The sequence below is a fragment of the Geminocystis sp. CENA526 genome, from assembly GCF_050753365.1.
Taxonomy (GTDB): Bacteria; Cyanobacteriota; Cyanobacteriia; order Cyanobacteriales; family Cyanobacteriaceae; genus Geminocystis.
In genome coordinates this window covers 1-21,853 of the sequence record NZ_JBLZFY010000070.1, presented here as the reverse complement: position 1 = coordinate 21,853, position 21,853 = coordinate 1, and the positions used below count along the sequence as shown (strand labels likewise).

Annotated in this window: 25 protein-coding genes and 1 pseudogene; 7 read left to right on the top strand and 19 right to left on the bottom strand. The window is 34.6% G+C overall.

Features of this window, described 5'->3' with window-relative positions; translation table 11 throughout:
- Window positions 1-127: 127 nt before the first annotated feature.
- The 3 genes from ACN4EE_RS16145 to ACN4EE_RS16135 form a co-directional block, all read right to left on the bottom strand.
- Entirely contained in the window at window positions 128-589 is a 462-nt protein-coding gene (locus tag ACN4EE_RS16145) for a YbjN domain-containing protein (RefSeq protein ID WP_431707489.1), read from the bottom strand.
- Between the two features lie 93 nt (window positions 590-682).
- Window positions 683-1,081: a helix-turn-helix domain-containing protein gene (locus ACN4EE_RS16140; protein WP_431707488.1), complete on the bottom strand. Its 399-nt coding sequence runs from the start codon at window positions 1,079-1,081 to the stop codon at window positions 683-685.
- A gap of 37 nt (window positions 1,082-1,118) precedes the next feature.
- Window positions 1,119-1,364, bottom strand: coding sequence for a type II toxin-antitoxin system HigB family toxin (locus ACN4EE_RS16135; RefSeq protein WP_431707487.1), 246 nt, complete (start codon window positions 1,362-1,364; stop codon window positions 1,119-1,121).
- A gap of 286 nt (window positions 1,365-1,650) precedes the next feature.
- On the opposite strand from ACN4EE_RS16135, the gene mreB reads away from it, so the two are divergent.
- On the top strand, window positions 1,651-2,682 hold the full coding sequence (gene mreB, locus ACN4EE_RS16130; protein ID WP_431707486.1) for a rod shape-determining protein: 1,032 nt from the start codon (window positions 1,651-1,653) through the stop codon (window positions 2,680-2,682).
- 113 nt (window positions 2,683-2,795) lie between these two features.
- Here mreB and ACN4EE_RS16125 read toward each other — a convergent pair whose 3' ends face one another.
- Window positions 2,796-3,911 (bottom strand): RNA-guided endonuclease InsQ/TnpB family protein, encoded by a 1,116-nt coding sequence (locus ACN4EE_RS16125; RefSeq protein WP_431707490.1) that lies wholly within the window; start codon window positions 3,909-3,911, stop codon window positions 2,796-2,798.
- 1 nt (window position 3,912) lies between these two features.
- Window positions 3,913-4,500 (bottom strand): IS607 family transposase, encoded by a 588-nt coding sequence (locus ACN4EE_RS16120; protein ID WP_431707485.1) that lies wholly within the window; start codon window positions 4,498-4,500, stop codon window positions 3,913-3,915.
- A 123-nt stretch (window positions 4,501-4,623) separates the two neighbouring features.
- Here ACN4EE_RS16120 and ACN4EE_RS16115 point away from each other — a divergent pair, with 123 nt between their 5' ends.
- Window positions 4,624-5,307, top strand: a complete 684-nt coding sequence (locus ACN4EE_RS16115; protein WP_431707484.1) for a response regulator transcription factor — start codon at window positions 4,624-4,626, stop codon at window positions 5,305-5,307.
- Window positions 5,308-5,362: 55 nt separating this feature from the next.
- On the opposite strand, the gene ACN4EE_RS16110 is transcribed toward ACN4EE_RS16115, so the two are convergent.
- From ACN4EE_RS16110 to ACN4EE_RS16085, 6 genes are all read right to left on the bottom strand, one after another.
- Window positions 5,363-5,734 (bottom strand): DUF948 domain-containing protein, encoded by a 372-nt coding sequence (locus ACN4EE_RS16110; RefSeq protein ID WP_431707483.1) that lies wholly within the window; start codon window positions 5,732-5,734, stop codon window positions 5,363-5,365.
- Between the two features lie 101 nt (window positions 5,735-5,835).
- The gene (locus ACN4EE_RS16105; RefSeq protein ID WP_431707482.1) at window positions 5,836-6,330 is read right to left on the bottom strand and encodes a ribonuclease toxin HepT-like protein; all 495 of its coding nucleotides are present in this window, start codon (window positions 6,328-6,330) and stop codon (window positions 5,836-5,838) included.
- On the bottom strand, window positions 6,320-6,697 hold the full coding sequence (locus tag ACN4EE_RS16100; RefSeq protein WP_431707481.1) for a nucleotidyltransferase family protein: 378 nt from the start codon (window positions 6,695-6,697) through the stop codon (window positions 6,320-6,322). The genes ACN4EE_RS16105 and ACN4EE_RS16100 overlap by 11 nt, the downstream gene beginning before the upstream one ends.
- 87 nt (window positions 6,698-6,784) lie before the next feature.
- Window positions 6,785-7,075 (bottom strand): YtxH domain-containing protein, encoded by a 291-nt coding sequence (locus tag ACN4EE_RS16095; protein ID WP_431707480.1) that lies wholly within the window; start codon window positions 7,073-7,075, stop codon window positions 6,785-6,787.
- A gap of 21 nt (window positions 7,076-7,096) precedes the next feature.
- Window positions 7,097-7,579 carry an acyl-CoA thioesterase gene (locus tag ACN4EE_RS16090; RefSeq protein ID WP_431707479.1) on the bottom strand — a complete coding sequence of 161 codons (483 nt, stop codon included), beginning with the start codon at window positions 7,577-7,579 and terminating at the stop codon, window positions 7,097-7,099.
- Between the two features lie 103 nt (window positions 7,580-7,682).
- On the bottom strand, window positions 7,683-8,414 hold the full coding sequence (locus ACN4EE_RS16085) for a cytochrome b/b6 domain-containing protein (RefSeq protein WP_431707478.1): 732 nt from the start codon (window positions 8,412-8,414) through the stop codon (window positions 7,683-7,685).
- Window positions 8,415-8,622: 208 nt separating this feature from the next.
- Between ACN4EE_RS16085 and ACN4EE_RS16080 the strand changes: the two genes are divergently transcribed.
- On the top strand, window positions 8,623-9,492 hold the full coding sequence (locus ACN4EE_RS16080; RefSeq protein ID WP_431707477.1) for a tetratricopeptide repeat protein: 870 nt from the start codon (window positions 8,623-8,625) through the stop codon (window positions 9,490-9,492).
- Between the two features lie 186 nt (window positions 9,493-9,678).
- Here ACN4EE_RS16080 and rpsN read toward each other — a convergent pair whose 3' ends face one another.
- Complete coding sequence (rpsN, locus tag ACN4EE_RS16075; RefSeq protein WP_431707476.1) at window positions 9,679-9,981, bottom strand: 30S ribosomal protein S14; 303 nt, start codon at window positions 9,979-9,981, stop codon at window positions 9,679-9,681.
- A 291-nt stretch (window positions 9,982-10,272) separates the two neighbouring features.
- Here rpsN and ACN4EE_RS16070 point away from each other — a divergent pair, with 291 nt between their 5' ends.
- A complete protein-coding gene (locus tag ACN4EE_RS16070; RefSeq protein WP_431707475.1) occupies window positions 10,273-10,743 on the top strand; it encodes a low molecular weight protein-tyrosine-phosphatase in 471 nt (156 codons plus the stop codon).
- A 231-nt stretch (window positions 10,744-10,974) separates the two neighbouring features.
- On the opposite strand, the gene secF is transcribed toward ACN4EE_RS16070, so the two are convergent.
- The 5 genes from secF to ACN4EE_RS16045 all read right to left on the bottom strand — a co-directional run bounded on the left by secF (window position 10,975) and on the right by ACN4EE_RS16045 (window position 16,540).
- Window positions 10,975-11,919, bottom strand: a complete 945-nt coding sequence (gene secF, locus ACN4EE_RS16065; protein ID WP_431707474.1) for a protein translocase subunit SecF — start codon at window positions 11,917-11,919, stop codon at window positions 10,975-10,977.
- Window positions 11,920-12,080: 161 nt separating this feature from the next.
- On the bottom strand, window positions 12,081-13,493 hold the full coding sequence (secD, locus tag ACN4EE_RS16060) for a protein translocase subunit SecD (protein ID WP_431707473.1): 1,413 nt from the start codon (window positions 13,491-13,493) through the stop codon (window positions 12,081-12,083).
- Between the two features lie 213 nt (window positions 13,494-13,706).
- Entirely contained in the window at window positions 13,707-14,690 is a 984-nt protein-coding gene (locus ACN4EE_RS16055; RefSeq protein WP_431707472.1) for an alpha-ketoacid dehydrogenase subunit beta, read from the bottom strand.
- Between the two features lie 325 nt (window positions 14,691-15,015).
- Window positions 15,016-15,171, bottom strand: coding sequence for a PCP reductase family protein (locus tag ACN4EE_RS16050; protein WP_431707471.1), 156 nt, complete (start codon window positions 15,169-15,171; stop codon window positions 15,016-15,018).
- Window positions 15,172-15,223: 52 nt separating this feature from the next.
- Entirely contained in the window at window positions 15,224-16,540 is a 1,317-nt protein-coding gene (locus ACN4EE_RS16045; protein ID WP_431707470.1) for an ABC transporter substrate-binding protein, read from the bottom strand.
- 184 nt (window positions 16,541-16,724) lie between these two features.
- Here ACN4EE_RS16045 and ACN4EE_RS16040 point away from each other — a divergent pair, with 184 nt between their 5' ends.
- The gene (locus tag ACN4EE_RS16040; RefSeq protein WP_431707469.1) at window positions 16,725-16,952 is read left to right on the top strand and encodes a hypothetical protein; all 228 of its coding nucleotides are present in this window, start codon (window positions 16,725-16,727) and stop codon (window positions 16,950-16,952) included.
- 312 nt (window positions 16,953-17,264) lie between these two features.
- The gene (locus ACN4EE_RS16035; protein ID WP_431707468.1) at window positions 17,265-18,758 is read left to right on the top strand and encodes an AAA family ATPase; all 1,494 of its coding nucleotides are present in this window, start codon (window positions 17,265-17,267) and stop codon (window positions 18,756-18,758) included.
- Between the two features lie 68 nt (window positions 18,759-18,826).
- Here the strand turns inward: ACN4EE_RS16035 and ACN4EE_RS16030 are convergent, their stop codons facing one another.
- Entirely contained in the window at window positions 18,827-19,399 is a 573-nt protein-coding gene (locus tag ACN4EE_RS16030) for a D-sedoheptulose-7-phosphate isomerase (protein ID WP_431707467.1), read from the bottom strand.
- A 159-nt stretch (window positions 19,400-19,558) separates the two neighbouring features.
- Complete coding sequence (locus tag ACN4EE_RS16025; RefSeq protein ID WP_431707466.1) at window positions 19,559-20,371, bottom strand: squalene/phytoene synthase family protein; 813 nt, start codon at window positions 20,369-20,371, stop codon at window positions 19,559-19,561.
- 404 nt (window positions 20,372-20,775) lie between these two features.
- Here ACN4EE_RS16025 and ACN4EE_RS16020 point away from each other — a divergent pair.
- Window positions 20,776-21,677: pseudogene (locus ACN4EE_RS16020) on the top strand (IS1634 family transposase); the annotation flags it as partial.
- Between the last annotated feature and the right edge of the window lie 176 nt (window positions 21,678-21,853).

Genomic DNA, 21,853 nt, shown 5'->3' with positions numbered 1-21,853 from the left:
TTCTAACACACCTTTTTGTTTTTGTGTATTTTCTTGTATAAGATATTAACTTTTTATGCTTTAGTCATTAACAGTCTCCTAGTCTCTTTTCTTCATCTAAAGACTATAAAACAATCGTCTATTAACTCTATAAATACTCTGCTTGTAATGGTTCGTCATATTGATCGGCGATGGTAGCCACTAAGGTTATCAATCGGGAAATTTCCGCAGGAGACAAATCATTAACGGTTCTTTGAGCAGATAATACAACTTGATTATTTAATATGGAAAAACAAGTTTCAAAAGTGCCACTCCAATTTAATTCCATCAACTGACGAAATAACTGGGGTTCGTTTTTCGCAGGTAAGGGCAATACATTCGACCATATAGTCAACAAATCATCATCACTTTCCCCTGTTAATTGGACGAAGACTTCTACTGTGCCATATTGAAATTTCCAAATATAGCCATCGTCGGTAGCCTGTACCATAGCACTATCATTTTGTTCTAAGCTATAGATTACGGTTTCAATTTCCTCTTTGGCACTAATTTTAGGTAAATCTAAATCACTAAATTCTATATCTTCGGATATTTGTTCGATCGTGGTCATAATTTTTAGGTTGTAATTGCTTTCTGATTAAATGATACGAAAGAAATCGACAATTGACAATCAGGAATTAAAGGAAAATTGAGAAAGTTGAATTTACAGAAACAGATGAGGGGAAACGTGAAAATAATCTGCTAAAGCCTGAGCTTGAAAAGTATTAATAGGATAGTTGCCTTTTTTGATTGCCGTAATGATTTCTTGACTACCGAAGATATTTAATAAATCAGAATCATTAATAGACCTTGCTTCCATGAGATGTTGTAAAATTTCATAGGGTTTGGCAACGTCTAAAGGGTAATTTTCTGTTTCATATTTTTCTACTAACATGACTAATAAATCATATAAAGCATTTTCTTCGATCGATCTGTTGGGATTAAACAAAAGTTCTTCAATTTCTGTTAAAACTTTCTCATACTCTGCTTGATTTTCAATAATTTTAGGTGCAGTTTGTGTTAACAATTTAGTATAAAGATTACGATCTATAGTATGGGTCATTTTTCCATTTATCCTTATCATATTCAGCATGAGTTAATCAATATTTATAATAAATAATTTGTTTTGCATAATCAATTGCGACAATTAAACGATATTTATTTCCTTTGAGATTAAAAACGGTAAAATTATTGACAGCTTCTGCCGTAGGGTAAACTGTTTTAACATCTTCTAAATGATTCCATTTAATATTTTTGACCACCTGACACCAACTATCAATTACTGGTTTTATATCTGGATATTTATTGGCATCTAGCTTCAGTTTTGAAGTGGAAATAATCCTCATTTTTCCCCTCTATTGATATTGTGCCATAGATGATTTTCTGTTTCATTGTATTAGAGACTGAATTATCGTTTATGTTCTTTATAGTCATTTTTGGCACTGAATATTAATCGAAATTATACACCATATTGTTAGAGAACAACAAAGATGTATTTTATATTACTTTTCTACAAATCAAAAATGAGGTTTACTAATTAAGGAATTTTAGGAATTAACAAAAAAGTAAAGAAGTAGATTAAGATAATTGAATTATAAAAATTTACTATAGATAAAAATTGAGGATTTACAAATGGGTTTATTCGATCGTTTTTCTGAGTCTCAGGATATGGGTATCGACTTGGGAACGGCAAATACATTAATTTATATACCGGGTAAAGATATTGTTTTTGATGAACCATCAATTATTGCCATTGATGATGAAACTAATAAAACCATCGCTACGGGTAAAGAAGCACAAAAAATGTTGGGGCGTACTCCTAAAAATGTCAGAACGGTTCGTCCTTTAAAGGATGGTGTCATCACTGATGTTAAGGAAACAGAGATGATGTTAAGAGACTTTATCAAAAAAGCAAGAGGTAATAATAATTTAACTCGTTCTCGCATAGTTATTGGCGTACCAAGTGGTATTACTTCGGTGGAAGAAAAAGCCTTAAAAGATGCGATGGAAACAACAGGTGCGATCGATAATATAGAATTTATTGATGAGCCTGTAGCCGCCGCCATTGGTGCAGGATTGCCCGTTGAAGAACCTGTTGGTAGCATGATAGTGGATATAGGTGGAGGTACAACAGAAGTAGCCGTTTTAAGCCTTCAAGGCATTGTGATCAGTGATTCTGTTAGGATAGCAGGAGATGAAGTAACGGAAGCCATTAAGCGCTATCTCAAACGCACTTATAATTTAATTATAGGAGAAAGAACCGCCGAACTAATAAAAATAGAAATTGGCTCTGCTTATCCCACTGAAAATGATGATGAAGTCATGGAAATTAGAGGATTGAATATCGTTTCAGGATTGCCTAAAACCGTTACTATTAGTGTGGAAGAAATCAGAGAATGTATCGCTGATACTGTAGAGTTAATTGTTGATGCTATCAAAAAAATTCTCGAACAAACTCCCCCTGAATTGGCAGGAGATATTATCGATCGAGGTATCATGTTAGCAGGAGGCGGAGCATTACTCAAAGGCTTAGATAGCCTCATCGCCAACGAAACAGGTATTATTACTCATATTGCCCCTAACCCTCTCAAATGTGTCGTTTATGGTGCAGGAAAAGTATTAGAAGACTATGAGAAACTAGGACGAACCAGCCGAAGAAAATAGCTATTATTAAAAAAGTATTTTGATGAAGGGAGGTAATAGGTAATAGGTGAAAGGTAATAGGTAATAGGCAGATAGGTTTAAACCCAATATTTATTATAAATTTATATAAAAATCTAACAAATATCGTGTGCTTCGGCACTATCTAGCCGACCTTTCCATGGGGAAAGGGTTTTAAAGGCAATGTTAATCGCCCCATTCCAATCTCGTAGCACTTTATGATCACAATGAGGGCATTTAAAGATTTTATTACTGCCTAATTTTTGATGAATTTCCCCACATTTAGAGCAGGTTTTGGAAGTATATTCTTCGGTTATTAAGTGAAGTCTTACTCCTCTTTTTTCACAGTGAAATTTAATAGTTTGTTCAAATCGATAATGACTCCAAGTCATCATACTCCTAGCTGTTTTGCTGTTTAATTTCCGCCTTGTTTTTTTGACCATCTGACTACTTTCAAAAGTAGGAATGAAAATATCCGTATAATTTTGAGTCAGGAAACAGGCAGTTTTTTTGTGGCATTCATCGACAAGATTCCTTATTTTTATTCTTATTTTTTCGGCTTTCTTTCTAAGTTTAAAACGGTTTCTTTTCTCCTTTCTTCCTTGAGCTTTGGCTATCTGAGATAATATTTTGTCCAAACGCTTACATAGAATTATGATTCGAGAAATAGAATCTTTTCCTATTTCAATAATAGAATTACCGTCAAATAATGTCTGAAAACATCTTACTCCACTATCAGAAAATATTGGTTTTTCTAATGGTTTTATTCCCTCCTTTTTTTCTTCTATAGTGAAACTAATATACCATCTTCCCTTGTCTAAAATGATAGAAAAATCACTAGGCATTTCCGAAGGTAATTCTTCCGAAGGATTTACTTTTAATTCCGACAATTTTATTCCTTCTAATGTCTTGTGAGTAGGGTAGGTAATTCCTTGTTTCCAATTAGGTTTTTGGAGTTTAAAAGACTTAACTGGACTACGACAACTACGAAATCTAGGTTCTTTCTTATTATCTTTATCCGTAGCCTTAAAAGCTCTATGGGCATCGATTACCGCCGCCCCTCTCAAATTATAAGGAGAGCTTTCTACCCAATCAGGTAAATCTTCCATGACAAGTTTACGCAAATCATAGGCTGATGGTAACTTTTCTTTCGCTACATACCTATCTCTAAGTATTGCCATTGCTTTGTTGTAGCAATAGCGAGAAGCTGATAACCATTGCCTCCAAACGATTTTAAGTTCCTTCTGAGGATAAACTTGAATCTTCTTTGATTTGCTGTTTGTACTTTCGCAATCCGTAGAGTCGGCAAGAGAAGACGTGAACGATTGCCAAAATGTCTTCCACCATTTCTCGTTCAGGAGAGAGACTTGAGTTACTTGAAACCACGAGTTCGCAATTGTTTGATTCACATATCCATTGAAATAAATCGAATCCAAATCTAGCGAGTCTGTCTTTATGAGCAACCACAAGGCGTTCGACATCTCCTGACATGATGCGTTCCAAAACGGTTTTAAATTTGGGTCGCCTGTAGTTGAGTCCGCTTCCGATTTCTTTGACGATTTCCGCTTTCGGATAGAGGGATTGCAAGTAATCGGCTTGTATTTCGAGGTCTTCTCTTTGTTTATAAGAAGAAACCCGTGCATAAATAAGGGTAACTCCTTTAGATTCTCCCATGACGCTAGAGAGGTCGTATCTCCTGAGTCCTGTGGGAGTTCTAATAGTTTTGATTTTTCCTGTTTTATCCCAATTTCGGAGGGTTTGAGTGCTAACTCCGAGGACTTTTGACGCTTCTGCCGCCGAGACATATTCTTTTTTTCCCATGAAAAAAGGTGTGCTAAGATTTTTTTTATTATTCTAACACACCTTTTTGTTTTTGTATATTTTCTTATATAAGATATTAATTTTTTATGCTTTAGTTATTAACAGTTTACAGAGATTATGTCAATGAAGATTTTATTAGTCGATGATGAAAAAGAATTAGCCCTTAGTTTAGCTCGAATTTTGACACAGGAAGGCTATCAAGTAATAATTGCCCATGACGGAAAGGAAGCCCTAAAATTAACCTTAGCAGAATCCTATCATCTCTATATCCTTGATTGGATGTTGCCTCACATAACAGGATTAGAAATTTGTCAATATCTGAGGCAAAAAAATATTACCACTCCTGTCTTATTTTTAACAGCAAAAGACACTTTGGACGATCGAGTTATGGGGTTAGATGTGGGTGCAGATGATTATTTAATCAAACCCTTTGAATTAAGGGAATTATTAGCTAGAGTTAGGGCTTTGTTACGTCGATCGAGTACTATGGAAACAAAATCCCAAGATAAAATTAAAGTCGCCGATTTAGAGTTAGAAATTAATAACCAATTAGCCTATCGCAACGGGAGAATGATTAAACTATCAGAAAAAGAAGTCAAACTCCTTGAATTTTTTAGCTTATACCCTAATCAATTAGTCACTCAAGAGCAAATTTTTACCTATCTTTGGCAAGAAGAAGAAGCTCCTAGTAGTAATGTTGTCGCTGCGATCGTGCGTTTATTAAGACGTAAAATTGAAACCGATAATGAACCGATTTTAATTCATACTATCTATGGTAAAGGTTATTGGTTTGGGATTCAAAAATAACCTGATACCTGAAGCCCGACACCTATCCCCATCAAAATACGATAAGACAGCCTAATTATTGATTATCGGTTTGCCATGTTTTAATACCCGCTTTAACTCCAGCCCAAAAACCACGACTTTTTATGTGTACATTTTCTACTTGTTTTTTTGCGGTTACAAAAGTTCGATCGATCTGTTTAACTGCACCCGAAGCACTTTTAACGCCTTCTTTCATTTCTCCACTCAATTCTGTCAATTCTAAATTTGTATTTTTAATGGCATCCAAAGTATTGGGAAATTCTCTATTTAAAGTATCAAACAATTTTTCGGCACTACGAGCAGCCCGACTCAATTCTTGGACTACTGGAATCAAGGTAATTAAAACGGCGGTTAAACTAACGGATACTAAACAAAGAGAAAACCCTAACCAAAAAAAAGGCTCAGTCATGATACAGAAATTGGGGAATGAGTAATTTTTTGCAATAATTTTGATTTAATTGTAACGGCTAAAGCCATTACTACAAACTTTGAGCAAATAAACTGAAATTGTTATGATTGTTCATCAGAAGCACATTGCAATAAGAAAATATTATAATCCTCTAATTCTTGATTAATCAAAAAAACTAATTTTTCATACATAGTTTTTAAATAATCTAATCGTGACCAATCATATTCAAATTCATAATAATATCTTTTAAAATGCCGAAATCTTCTTAATTCGTCTAATAACAAATAGGATTCACGGGATAAAACTGCTTTTCTAATACCGGGTATATCAAGACGCATTTTTCTTAATAATTCTTTATGCCATTTTTCTGAGTCTAAATGATTTTCAAATTTTCTGGAGATACGAAATAAAATTGTCTCAATACAAGTATAAGTATTGCACAGAATTTCTGCTAATAAAACCGCATCTCTTAAATCTCGTTTTGATTCATCGGCAAAAGTTTCTTGATAAGAAAGATATAAATTATTAATGTTTTGTAAGACTTTTTGAGAATCTTTAATTTCGCTGACTAATAGTAATAAATCATCATTTTCCATAGACTATTTTCCCTTTTCGTAGCAAAATTTTTTGAAATGAATTATTGACATTTTCCCAACGGATTAAATCTAAAGAAAAATTAGTCATATCTTCTGCATCTTTTAATAATCTCATAAATTCGATCGAATCAAGTCCTTCTACTGCTATATCAATATCGGAAGCCTCAGAAAAGTGCTTAGATTCCAATACTGAGCCCCATTGAATAATTCTCTTTGGGGTATATTTATTAATAATCATGGTAATAATCTGTTGCGCATCCTGTTGGGCTTGTTGCCACAATGCGAAACGTTTGTTTTTGAGATTTTCTTGTTTTTTTCTAAGATACAGTCTAGCACTACCATAATCAAATAAATCTGTTTTTGTCATTATGTTAAAACATTATTATTAATTTTTTCTTCCCCCTCTTCCCCCTCTTCCCCCTCTCACCTTCATCATTAAACTTCGATGCCAAGCCTACTCCTTATAGCTTTGACTGGCTTCCACTCCAGCACTAACGGCTTTTTTGAGACGGTTAAGGGTATTATCCCATTTTTGTAATGCTGATTGGGAAATTCGATCGCTATTCATTTGTAAACTAGAGGAAATATCTTGAGCCATTTCTGGTAAAGCCTGAGCGGTTTTGGACACTATTTTGCGGTTTTCTTTACCATTGCGAGGACTAAATAAGAGGGTTGCCATAGTGGCGATCGTACTACCCACCACAATTCCTAAGATAAAAGCATTATTTTTGTCTTCCTGACTCATAAAATATTCCCTGATTAATTTCTACAATTTGACAAGAGCATTTTTCAATAATGGTGGTAATTGACGCATTATTTTACCCTTTTCTCGATCGATTCCCACTAAAGTTACTCTACCACTAACATAAAGCAAAGAACCACTCACAGAGCTAATTTCATAATCCCAATGGATTCTTACCCCTTGTACTTCATTCATGCGAGTTTTTACTATACCATGCTCCCCCATTCTCATGGATTGATGATAGCGTAGGTTAATTTCGATCACAGGTAAATCACAACCTATACTAACTAAATCAGTATAATCGATGCCGATCGATCTTAAACATTCGATTCTAGCGGATTCCATCCATGTTAAATAAGTACCATGCCAAACAATTCCCGCATAATCTGTATGATGAGGGTGAGCAATAATAGGATACTCGAACCATTTTTCTGTAGTTGCTCGAAAACTATTATCTAATTCAATCTCCGTAGTCGGAGATAATTGAGGTTGAGATGAATAAGGCAATGTACTCTCCTCCAATGTCACGTTTATAATCAATTATTTCTGATCAGTCATCAACTGTCAATAAGATAAGCTAGGACGTACTCGATCGAATTTTTGGTAACACCTATTTAATAATGGAGATAAGCCAAGCACTAATGATAATAAATAAAATAGTGATTTCCAATAACTTAAAATGAGGTGATAATTCATCCCATTGTGTTTTTACAATATTAAGCCAATTTTGCTGAAAAAAAATAATATTTTGCCACCATAAATTATAACTGTCTTTCTCTCTTATCTGGGCATCCAACATGGATAAAATTAAAGGATAATTCCCTATTTTAACATTCATTAACAAATGTGAACCTATCATGAATACCATTAAAATTAACGAAATTAAATGTAAATAGTACCAAAAATGATTTAACTCTCCTTCAGGCAACCAATTTTCATCCATCATTTTTCCCGTAAAAACAGCAAAAGTTAACGCAAAAATTATCAAAGTATTAGTTAGACGATGAAGAGAATACCACCAAATCGGTTTATTAACTAATTTTAATTGATTCAAAGTATTAGATTGAATAATTTTTTTATTGCCTCGATGGATAACATAAACCACAAAAATAGGAAAAATCAAGAGAGTAAATAAACCAAAAGTTCCATGTATTCCCTCTATTTCTTCCCAAGGAGGAAGTAATGATATTTTACCAAATCGACCATCATAAGTGTTATAAGTCCAAAAAGCGGTTATAATTGCCATAATAATCATTATTCCTTGAATATTATGGATAATTCTCAAGATTAATGGTTGATAGGGTTTAGTAGGAACTTGATCAGATTTTGGCACTTTTTTCATCAAAATAATTTTCTCATTGATTATAGCAATGCTGATGACTGAATATCTTTAGTCGTAAATAAATCTTATTTATCATCTGAACTTTCGCCATAAACTGAAATGCAAACTAGGTTAAAAGAAGAAGGAATTACCACTGTTTAACCTTAATATTTGAAAATACTGCTAAGATTGAAATTGTCCAGATTCTTTAATTATTAGTTTTAAAATAGTGTTGTTGCGCCGTTATCTCTTATCTATCTTTGTTGTTCTTGGTATTTTCTCTTTTTCTCCCCCCTTGAAGGCACAGGCTTTATTACCCTATACTCCCGAATTAAATCAAGATTTTTTTGATGAATATGGTTCTCAATTGCTACAGGATGCGATACAACTAACTCGTTTTCGTGAGTATGAATTAGCAGTAGCAAGAGCCAGATTAGCGGTACAATTATCTCCTCATCGTTATGAACCTTGGTTTGTTTTAGGTACATTAGAAATACAAAACAATAATCTCGATCGAGGTGTAGAAGCATTACAAGAAGCGAAACGATTAGCACCAGATCAAGCAGATGTACTATTTTCGTTAGGTAATTCTTATTTTCAAATAGGGGATTATGAATCTTCCGTTAGAGAGATAGAAGCGGGATTAAAGTTGAATGCAGAAATACCACAATCTTATTTTGATTTAGGCAATGCTTATTATCGACTCAGCAAATATTCAGAAGCCATTGCATCCTATCAAAAAGCGATGAAATTAGAACCATTATTTTGGCCTGCCATTAACAATATAGGATTAGTGGAGTATGAACAAGGAAAAATAAATCAAGCGGTAGAATCATGGCGTAAGGCTTTAAAAATTGACGAGAATCAAGCCGAACCAACTTTAGCTATTGCTGTCGCACTCTATGTGCAAGGAAAACAAGAAGAAGGGATACAATTAGCTCAAACAGCGTTAAGAATGGACAATAACTATGGCAGAATGGAATACTTAAAAGAAAATCTTTGGGGGGATAAATTATTAACTGACACTCGCAAATTATTTGCTAATCCCAAAATTCAACCTTTAGTACAAAAAGAAAGTACTGAAAAAGTCCAAAATTAGGTCATTTGTTCATCTGAAGAATCTCAATGCCTTAATTTTCGGTTTCAGTGCATAAATTCTACTAACAATAGTTAGACATATTCGATCGAACCATTAATGTAGGGGAGTCAATCGGAATAAAAACTACAAAAAATTGACTCTACTACGGTTAACGATGTTGATTGAGTATTTCCAAAGGAAATGAAATTACCAACTAGATTTAACTACCCCCGGTAGCAAACCTTCATGCGCCCATTCTCTTAAAACATTACGAGATAACCCAAAATCACGGTAGTAACCTCTAGGACGACCAGTCACCCAACAACGGTTACGTTGACGGTAGGGAGAGCTATTGAGAGGTAGTCTTTGGAACTTGCGTTGTAACTCGAATTTCTCTAAAGGATCATCTGTAGCTTGAATTTGCTCTTTTAAATCTGCTCTTTTTTTAGCATATTTAGCTACTAACTTGGCACGTTTTGTTTCCCGTGCAATCATTGATTTTTTAGCCATTTAAACTATACTTTTATACTAAGTTAAAATAAACACAACATTCTCTATCATAACTCATCTGATCCTAAATCAACAAATTCGATCGAGATCACAACAGGGCAAACGCATACTCACCTGAGTGAACTATAAAATGATGAAGATAAGAGGGGGGAGAGGAAGATGAAATTTTAAGTAGAGTCTGCTGAAAAAGTCTTTTTATATAGAAATGCTATCGCTTATGATAAATTAATTGGTATTACTGAAAATAGTCAGTTTTTTGTAGTTTGAAAAATTAATTTTGTCAATTTTGTCATGGAAAAAACTAAGTTACTTTTTGTTTGTTTAGGTAATATTTGTCGATCACCCTCAGCAGAAAATATCATGAATTATTTGATTGAAAAAGAAGGTTTACAAGATAAATTTGAGTGTGATTCTGCGGGTACATCAAGATACCATATAGGCTCTTCTCCTGATCAAAGAATGCAGTTAGCGGCTCAAAAAAGAGGTATCCAATTAAAGGGAAAAGCTAGACAAATAGAAGATTTTGATCTCGAATATTATGATTTAATTTTAGCGATGGATAAGTCTAATTATCAGGATATTTTAAGACTCGATCGAACTGGAAAATATAGGGATAAAATTAAGTTAATGTGTGATTTTACCACAAAATTTAAAGACAAAGAAGTTCCTGATCCCTATTATGGGGGGGAATCAGGATTTGACTATGTTATAGACTTATTATTGGATTCGTGTCAAGGATTGCTAGAATACTGTCAACAATAGACTTCTAGCATATTTATGATTTTACCACCGTAGAACAGGCATCTTGCCTGTATTTTTGAAGATGCCTAAGCTAGTTTGCATTTAAGTTTACTCATGAAGATAGGGAAAAAGGAAGAGTTAAGATTTTCAGTCATTTTTAAGACTTAATAAAAACGGTAAGTTAAATGCGTCTTAGCTTAATAAGTTTTATGGATATTTTGTTGGGTTAATAACCCAACCTACCTACTGTTTTCACGATGCTGGTATTGCTTGTTTTTTATTCGTGATTTTTCGCCACCAACCAAGAAGGGTACTGGCAATGAAAATACTGGAATATGCACCGCAAACAAAGCCGATAATTAAGGCAAGGGCAAAATATTTCAAAGTTTCGCCACCAAATAAGAAGATTGCTAATACAGGTAAAATAGTGGTGACACTGGTGTTGATCGATCGAGTCAGGGTTTGCATCACCGCTTCATCGACTATATCATTCATATTATCAATGTCAGTAGTTTTGCTAGTTTCTCGGATTCGATCGTATATAACTACGGTATCATTGACAGAAAACCCCGTAATAGTAAGTAAAGCTACTAAAAACAGAGTATCCACTTCCACACCAGCAACTAAACCGAGAATGGCAAATGCTCCTGTGGTGACTAATACATCATGGAATAAAGCAACAATGGCAAAAATTGCATAATCGGTTTTAAATCTAAAACTTAGATAAACGATAATTCCCGCAAAAGCTACTATTAATGCCAGAATACCAGAAATAAACAGTTCTCTCCCGATGGTAGGACCAACCGTGTCGATTTGAATGGTTTTTTCATCAAAAATACCAATTTTGTCTGTTAAAACTTGTTGTAATTTACTTCTTTCTTCTACGTCAAGGGTTTTAGTACGAATAGATATACCATGTTGATCCCCCCCCACAATTTGAATACTGCTATTAGTAGCTAAATTTTCAGCTTCTAATATTTGTCTGACTTCATTGGCGGTAATGGCTCGATCGCAATTATTAGGAATTGTACAATCTAATTCTACTTGTAACCTTGTTCCTCCTGCAAAATCGAGACTAGGACGTAAAATAGTTCCGATCGAGTAGTAAGAAATTACCATAGCAAGGATACTACCAATACAAAGAACGGCGGATATACTCCACCAAATTTTTTCCCATTTAACAACGCTAAATTTCATATAGTGAATAGTGAATAGTGGATAGTGAAAAAGAGAGACAGGTAGAGGGAGAAGAAAGTAATTATATTTTTTGGTGGGGTTGGGTTTAATATATTAAACCCCTACAATCCTTTTTACTTTTGCCCTTTGGCTTTTGCCTACTCATTACTGATTACTCATTTCTAATTATTGATTGCTTTGATATTAGGGCAAAATAATTCAGGACGTTGACGGATATTGGGAAAACCTAATACTGTGATTAACATAAATGTACGGGTACAAGTTAAAGCCGTAAACATACTGACAACAACTCCAATGCCTAAAGTTAAGGCAAAACCCTTGACTAAACCTGAACCTAACCAAAATAAAGCAATACAAGCGATTAAGGTGGTAACGTTACCATCTAAAATACTGCCAAAGGCACGATAAAAGCCCGATTCCACCGATCGATATAGGGTTTTTCCGTCTCTTAATTCCTCCCTTGTGCGCTCAAAAATTAAGACATTAGCATCTACCGCCATACCGATACTGAGGAGAAAACCTGCAATACCGGGGAGGGTAAGAGTTACCCCTGCGATCGAAAAACAAGCTAAGTTAAGTAAAGCGTAGATAACTAAAGAAACATCGGCAATGATACCGGGTAAACGGTAATAAACCGCCATAAAGATTAAAACGAGGACTAAACCAGAAATTCCTGCAATAATACTTCTGCGAATACTGTCTTGTCCTAAAGTAGCACCAACGGTGCGATTTTCCACAATTTGAACGGGTAAAGGCAAAGCTCCACCTTCTAACTGTAAGGCTAATTCCCTCGCTTGTTCAAGGCTAAAACCACCACCACCAGAAATAGTTGCTCTACCGCCCATGATTCCTGTGGTAGCATATTCGGCACTAACTCCGGGGGCGCTAATTAATCTATCATCAAGGAAAATTCCCAAAGTGCGCCCTGTACCTGCAATACTTTTTGTTAATTCAGCAAATAATCTGCCTCCTTCATCGTTAAATTCGAGGATAACTTCCCAGTCTGTACCTTGTTGAGTAGGTTGATAACCTGCCCTTCTCAATTTTTCCCCGTTTAACTCACTTTTTGTATATAACTGTTGGGATAATTCAGCTATTTCTGCTTGTTTTTCTTGGATTTTCTCCTGTTGTGCAGTTAATTCTTCCCCTTCTAATAATTGAGCTTGAAAAACCAACTCTCCTAATTCTCGTTGTCTGAGTTGATATTGGGCTTGAACTTCGGGGTTGTCGGTTTCGGTACGAAAATCTAATTGTGCTGTACCCCCTAAAACTCTTTCCGCTTCTTGGGGATCATTTACCCCCGGCAGTTGTACTAAAATTCGATCGTTGCCGACACTTTGCACCACCGCTTCGGATACCCCTAAACCGTTGACTCGATTATCAATAACCGTGCGCACCCCTTCCAGTTTATCGGTGGTGATTTCAGGTACTTCGTCGGTGGTTTGTAATTGTATAGTTAATTGTGATCCGCCTCGTAAATCTAACCCTAATTGTAGGGGTAAATTAATCAAAGTTACGATCGAAACCGCAATTAAAACAATGATTAAAATAATAAAAGCTCTTTGTTTTTCCATTAAAATTTATAATAAATCATAAAATAATAGTAGGGTGGGTTAGGCTATCATTAATTAATATTCATCACCTTCACCTTTGAGTTAGCCGTAACCCACCAATCAATAATAAAACTTTAACATTGATAACGGTGCGTTACGGCGAAATCCATTCTTTATCTCATCGATTTTTGATGAATCCACGCCTAACACACCTTACAAAATTTTGATATAAGTTTAGATTTTATTCGTCATAATTTTGCGAACAGCATCCACGATTTGCTCTGGTTGCACGATCGTCAATCTCTCCAAAGTACCATTATAAGGAGTGGGAATATCTTGAGAAGACAAACGAACAACAGGACCATCTAATTCATCAAATAATTGATCATTGATAGAGGCAGTCAACTCGGCGGCGATACCCCCAGTTTTCATACATTCTTCCACGATGATAACTTTATGGGTTTTACGGATCGATTCCCCAATCGTCTCCATATCCAAAGGTTTCAGAGAAATTAAATCAATGATTTCAGGATCATATCCATCTTTTTCAATCTGTTTTAAAGCCTGAACGCAATGATGTCTCATGCGAGAATAAGTCAATATAGTGACATCTTTTCCTTTACGGACAATTTCCGCTTTATTCAAAGGTAAAGTATATTCGTAATCTGGCAAATTTTCTTTATGATTATATAGTAAAACGTGTTCAAAAAACAATACAGGATTATCGTCTCTAATGGCAGATTTTAATAAACCTTTAGCATTATAAGCGGTAGAACAAGCAACAATTTTTAACCCGGGTACAGCCTGAAAATAAGCCTCTAAACGTTGAGAATGTTCAGCCCCCAGTTGTCTTCCTACTCCACCAGGTCCACGAATTACAGTAGGAATTTTATAGTTTCCACCAGAGGTATAACGCATCATCCCTGCATTATTGGCAATTTGGTTAAAAGCAAGTAGGAGAAAACCCATATTCATCCCCTCAATAATCGGGCGTAATCCTGCCATCGCAGCACCAACAGCCATCCCCGTAAAACTATTTTCTGCAATGGGGGTGTCTAATACCCTAAACTCGCCGTATTTTTCGTATAAACCTTTGGTTACTTTATATGAACCGCCGTATTGTCCTACATCTTCTCCTAATACAAAAACTTTGTCATCCCGTGCCATTTCTTCATCGATAGCCTGACGCAAAGCATTAAACATTAATGTTTCTGCCATTATTTTCCTTAAATATTACTAGCTATAGCAAAAATCATCTTATCATTTTTTTGTCAGTGTATTAGAGCTTAATTAGGGGATGATGAAAAAGTATTTTGATGAAGAAAGGTGTTCGGTATGGCGTGTTAGGCGGTGCATTGAGCGACTTGTACTGTACATAATAGATAAAATTATAGATGTATTTTAAACAAATAAGGTCAAAAGAACTCACTTTTTCAATAAAAATCCTCAAAACTGCGCACTTTTTCGTTAACGTAGGGGTTGAATAGTGTTCAACCCTTGTAAACTTTTGATTTTCATAGCTTTCTGACTTATTCAGCAAACCCTAATTAAACTTGGCTTTAGCTTCTAAATAAAGTTCTAGGGTAATAGATGTTTCTCCCTTTTCTTGTACAAATTTTTCAATTTTTTTCCTAGCCGCAGGGCGTACAAAAAAAGGTATTTCTTTTAATTTAGCTTCTGCTTCTGATGTCCATTCCATAATTTTAATGATCTTTAATTATTCTAAAGTTAATAATAGTTGCTAATTTGATTTATTGTAACTGTAATTCTAATTTTTTTTGAGATTCTTCTAAGGCTTGTCGAGGTGTTTTTTGTTGCAATAAAGAGGATTCGATCGAGCGTCCTAAGTTTTCCGAAAGGGCGGGATAATCTGTAATAATCGGACGAGATTTAGCAATTTTCATCTGCTCTAAAAATACTTTAATAACTGGATTTTCAGCAATAAAACTTTGATATTCTGCACTATTTTGAGCTTTAATATTAATAGGTAAATAACCTGTTTTTAATGCCCATTGAGTTTGAAATTCCTCTCCTAAAATAAACTCTAAAAATCTCAGAGATGCTTCTTCTCGTTGAGAATTAGTCTTAAAAACATATAAATTTTCTCCCCCTAAAACTGTAGCAGGTTGATTAATAATAGGAATAGGAAAAACATCATAATCGATGTTACTCTGTTTTAATTGTGCTAAAGTCCAAGGACCAGTAATTTGCATAGCAACCTTACCATTAATAAAATTATCTAATTCATAACCTCGATCGGGCTGTGATAAAATAGCACTATTTTCTTTCACTAATTCCACTGCTAAATTTAAGGCTTTTTCTGTACCATCACTAACTAAATTAGGTTGATTATTTTGGATAATTTCACCATCAGCACTGAAGATAAAAGGCAACCACACAAAGACAGTAAACTCTCCTTTTCCAGACGCAAATAACATTCCATTTTGATCAATTTTGCCATCATTATTGGTATCTTGAGTTAATTTTTTGGCAATTTCAGCAAACTCATCCCAAGTTTTCGGAGTTTCTTTTATTCCTGCTTTTTCAAATAAACTAGGACGATAAAAAACTGCCGTATTATTAGTTGCAAAAGGCACTGACCAGATATTATTATCTAAAGTCATAGTTGATAACATTACTGGATCAATGTCATTTTTAATGTTAGAATTATTCCACCATTCTTGTAAAGGTTTTAAGGCTTGTAATTCGACTAATTTTCCAGTTAATTGGGGTACATACCATAATATATCAGGAGGTTGGTTTCCCACGATCGAAGCGATGATTTTTGGTAATTGTTCATCGGGTTGTCCAACATATAAAGCCTCTACTTGAATATCTGGATTTTCTGTGTTAAATTGAGCTAATAACTCATTAAAAATTTCTCTATTTTCAGGAGGATTAATACCATGCCAAAAAGTAATTTTAGTAACCTGATTATTGTCTGGTGAATCAGAATTTAAAGCAGTATTTTGACAACCACTAATAAATAATAAACTAAAAATGAAAACAATACTAAGAGATTTGACAAAAAAATTGCGTCGAGAAAATATAATTTGATTTAATAACATTAATGCTTAACAATAGAAAATTAATCGTCTTAATTATACCAATTTTGTGATCATACCAGACAGATAAGCAATCTCATTGTCATTGCTGTCATTGCGAGGCACGAAGCAATCTTATTGATAATATTAATCTTATAGCCAGTTACAATTAAATCAAATTAGCCAAGTTTAGGGAAAGCCAATTACTATGACTCATCAATTATTATTAAATGTACCCGATCAACTGTATCAAATATTGTTGGAAACTGCTCAAGCAAGAGGAGATACACCTGAAAAATTAGCGATCGAGTATCTTCAAGAAGTTCAGAATAACACTAAAAATGATCCTTTAGATCAATTTATAGGTGCTTTCAATAGTAATAACTCTGATTGGTTAGATCAACATGATCAATATATAGGAAAATCAAGTCTTTAATCACATAATTACTTCCAAAAAAAACAAAAATGTATAATCTTTTTGTTGATACTTCAGGATGGGGAAATTTAGTTGATATTTCTCAAACTTATCACCATCTCGCAGTGCAATTTTATCAAGAAAAAACCGCTCAAAAATATTAATTAATTACAACTAATTATATAGTATCTGAATTAGTTGCTCTTTTATCTAGTCCATTGCGGATTCCTCGTCCTAAAATTATTGCTTTTATTGAGGGATTAAAATCTTAATTTTTGCAATACCTGAAACTCTGTTATAACTTTTTTAAAATTTTTTTATTTACTATTTAATATGAGTCAATTTAATCAAGAATTTTCATTATTATTAAGAGCCTGTTATCCTCTTATTTATATCCCTACTCAAGAGGAAGAAAGGGTAGAAAAAGCGATCGCATCCATCGGCAAAAATATCAATAATCGCAATATCTATACATGGGATTTCGTGGACGGTTATCAAGATAATCCCAATAATGCTAATTTTGGACGGCGTAATCCGTTACAAGCCCTCGAATTTATTGAAAAATTGCCACCTAATACGGCTGGAATCTTTATTTTAAGAGATTTTCAACGATTTTTAGAAGATGTCTCTATTTCTCGTAAGTTGCGTAATTTAGCTCGAACACTAAAGGCACAACCGAAAAATATTGTAGTTATCGCCCCTGAAGTCAATATTCCTACAGAATTAAAGGAAGTTTTCACTATCATTGAGTTTGCTTTACCCCAAGCCGAAGAAATCAAAACAGAAATTCAACGGTTATTGTCATCCACAGGGCAGTCTTTGAGTGAGCAATTTTTGGCGGAGTTAGTTCGATCGAGCCAAGGGCTATCCCTAGAACGCATTAGAAGGGTGCTGACAAGGGCGATCGCCCAAAATGGCAAATTAGAAGAAGAAGACGTAGAACTGATATTAGAGGAGAAAAAACAGTCTATACGGCAAACACAAATCCTCGACTACTACCCTGCCAAAGAACAAATCTCCGACATCGGCGGTTTAGACAACCTCAAAGAATGGTTATTGAGACGGGGAGGGGCTTTCAGCGAATCTGCTAGGGCTTACGGTTTACCCTATCCTAGAGGTTTACTGCTTGTGGGTATTCAAGGTACAGGAAAATCTTTGACGGCGAAGGCGATCGCACACCATTGGCACTTACCATTATTACGATTAGACGTAGGGCGACTATTTGGAGGATTAGTGGGAGAATCGGAATCTCGCACCCGTCAAATGATTAACTTAGCGGAGGCTTTATCCCCTTGTATTTTGTGGATTGACGAGATAGACAAAAGTTTTGCAGGAGCAGACGGAAAAGGAGACTCAGGCACAACCAGCAGGGTTTTCGGCACATTTATCACATGGTTAGCAGAAAAACAAAGCCCTGTTTTCGTGGTGGCAACGGCTAACAATATCCAAAATTTACCGCCCGAAATCCTCAGAAAAGGGAGATTTGACGAGATATTTTTTGTGGGTTTACCTAGTCAAAACGAAAGAGAGGCAATTTTCAATGTCCATTTAACAAGGTTGCGCCCCCATAATATCAAGGCTTATGATACTAAAAGATTAGCCTATGAAACCCCTGAGTTTTCGGGTGCTGAAATTGAGCAAACTATTATTGAAGCCATGCACTTAGGTTTCAGTCAAAATCGAGACTTTACCACCGATGATATATTAAGCGCAGCTAGTCAGATTATACCTTTAGCTCGAACTGCTAAAGAACAAATCGAGTTTTTGCAAAATTGGGCAACCTCTGGCAAAGCACGTTTAGCCTCCCGTCATCTTCTTTCGTCATAAACCGATAATTATTGTTATGAGTTTGTAGGGGTTGAATAATATTCAGCCCTTACGGGTTTCAATCCTTTTTATGCTTCGGGATTGCTGAATAACTCAGATTCTACCCGTTCACAAATACGATGATAGGATATTAAGTGTATTTCCTGAACACAGGGAGTATTTTTTTCGGCTACAAAAAGAGGATAATCGATTAAATCGTTCATCATGCCTCCGTTATTTCCTGCCATGCCAATAGTAACTAAGCCTTTTTCTTTAGCGGTTTTTAAGGCATAAATGACATTACGGGATTTTCCAGAAGTGGATAATGCCCATAACATATCCCCTTTTTTGCCTAGGGTTTCCACTTGACGGGCGAATATCGTTTCAAATTCATGATCATTACTCCACGCTGTAAAGGTAGCAGGATTTATACCTAATGCTATGGCAGGTAATCCGGGTCGATCGAACTGAAAACGTCCGACAAATTCCGCTACAATATGTTGAGCATCGGCACAAGAGCCACCATTGCCACACACAAACAAAGTATGCCCTGCTTGGAAACGTTTAACTATCTCTTGAACTACTCGATCGATCGATCGACAATATTCCAGACTAAATGCTTCTTCCAATGATTTTAAACGCTCTTTTACCCAATAATTCAATCTTTTCCTCCTTATACAATAGTTCGATCGTCAATTTTAATTAATTATTAAGTTATACTTCACAAGGTCATAATTTGAGTATTTCAAATAACACTCTTCCCTTTTCCCTCTTCCCTTTTCCCTTTTCCCTATTTTCATCAAAAATTTTTTCAGTATCCTCTAACCACAAACTTGAGCAACTAAAGTCATAACATCATTACGAGTTAGTTTCGGTTTTCCTAAAATCAGCACTTCTAAAGTAGCATGAGCAAGAGTTAAAGGTATCTGACAAAATTGTAAAGCGGGTCCTTTAGGTAAAGATTTTGTGTATGAATCCCCTAAACTAAGATTATAACGGGCGTATTTGTGCATATCTTCTAATTGCCAACCTTCAGGGAAAAAACTAACACCTCTTATCTTATCTTCTTGATGGTTACGGAGAATATTAACCGCTTGTAAACCCCTACCAAAACCGATAGCCTCTTCCCTATTTGTTTGGGTATTATCGTACCATCCCCACAAATCCGATAATAATAAACCCACTGCTCCAGCAACACTAAAGGTATATTGATCTAAATGGGATTTTGTTTTTATCTTCCAGTTATTTTCCGCCCAATAAGCCATTCTATCAGCCATAGCCGCCGTCGCATCCCATATTCTTGGTGCTATAGTAGGAGGTGCGAGTAATGCCCATTCTCCAAATCGATAACTAACTTCAGGAAGCAAATGTTCATAGCTTTTCACTGCTTCTGTCATTTCTTCCCTAGTAATATTTTCATGCCCAGACTGTAATATTAAACTAATTTCTCTTAAAATTTTGCCTTTTATATTATTATCCAAATCGGGATGATCTTCTATTTCATCGATGGCTCTCATACATAAGTAAGCGGAGGTAACAGCTTCTTGAAGACCATTAGGTAAACGACAAATAGGAATATAAAAGGTGCGACTGGTTTCTTTGAGAGTTTTTAAAGCCTCTTTTTGCAAATTCATTAATATTCACTCCTCAAGTCCATTAAAGGGGACAATGCTAATACTGTTTAGGTAATCTTAACCGAATCTTCTCTAAATAGGATGAAAAAATTTTTCCTTTTTACGGGAATTTTGCTCAAATACTGATTTTAGAGAACAAATTGAACAATATTTTACCCTAGTATGACCTCAATGAATCATCAAAAATAATTAAACCCACATTCCGCACGTCAAAATGTATAAAGTTAGATTATGAGATGAAATAGTAAAAAAGAACTACGAAGGAAAATCTTGGGGAAGTTTTTTGAGTAAAAATACTGAGTCAGAGTATAGCTTTCCCATTTGACAAGAGGACTTCAATTAATTGGTAGAAAACTTAGACAATTTTAGGGATAATGAAATAAGTTTTTAATTTAGTTTTGATGATGAGTTCTCCAGACAAAATACAAGTCCAAACGATTAATCATTTAGGATTAATAGCAGGAATTATAGATGAAATTGGTATTGAACAAATTATTAATGAAGCCCTTGGGGTTGATGATAGAGAAATTGTCTCACCTGGTCAAATAGTAAAAGCAATTATTCTCAATGGACTAGGGTTTATTTCTCGTCCCCTTTATCTATTTCCACAGTTTTTTGAAGACAAAGCAACGGAACATTTAATCGGAAAAGGAGTATTACCTAAACATTTGAATGATGATAGAATTGGTCGAATAATGGATAAACTGTATGAAAAAGGATTATCTTCATTATTTCTAACTATTGCTTTAGCCATAGTAAAAAAACATCAAATAGATATTGATTTTTCTCATTTAGACTCAACTTCTTTTGGATTAGAAGGAAAATATAATCAAGAAAAAATAACGGAAAATTTTGTGAAAGAAAAGAGGAAAAAGTAGGGAAAACTTATAAAGTTAGTGGTATTTTAAAATCAGATTTAAGTAAAATAAATGAATTAGAAAAGAGAGCGGGAAGATTTGTGTTAGCAACAAATAGATTGGATAAAAATAAAATGAGTGCAGATGAAATGATAAATAAATATAAAGAGCAACAATCAGTAGAAAGAGGTTTTCGTTTTCTCAAAGATCCATTATTTTTTGCAGACAGTGTATTTTTAAAAAGTCCAAAAAGAATAGAGACAATGGGAATGCTAATGGTATATTCTTTGGGACAAAGGGAAGTTCGTAGATTATTAGAAGAGAAAAAAACAGGGATAAAAAACCAATTAGGAAAACTAACTCAACGTCCAACATTAAGATGGATATTCCAATGTTTTCAAGGAATTCATTTAGTAATAAATAAAGGAATAAAACAGGTAGTAAATCTCACGAATGAACGAAAATTAATGTTAAATTTTTTTCCAATAGCTTGTCATAATTATTATATTTTTATCTGGATAGAAAGATTAAAAGTTAAAACAAATCAAAACCCAATACTAAAAAAAGAAGACAAAATGGATAGATTTAATCTGCCTATTCATTCTCAATTAAGATGAAGTTATTG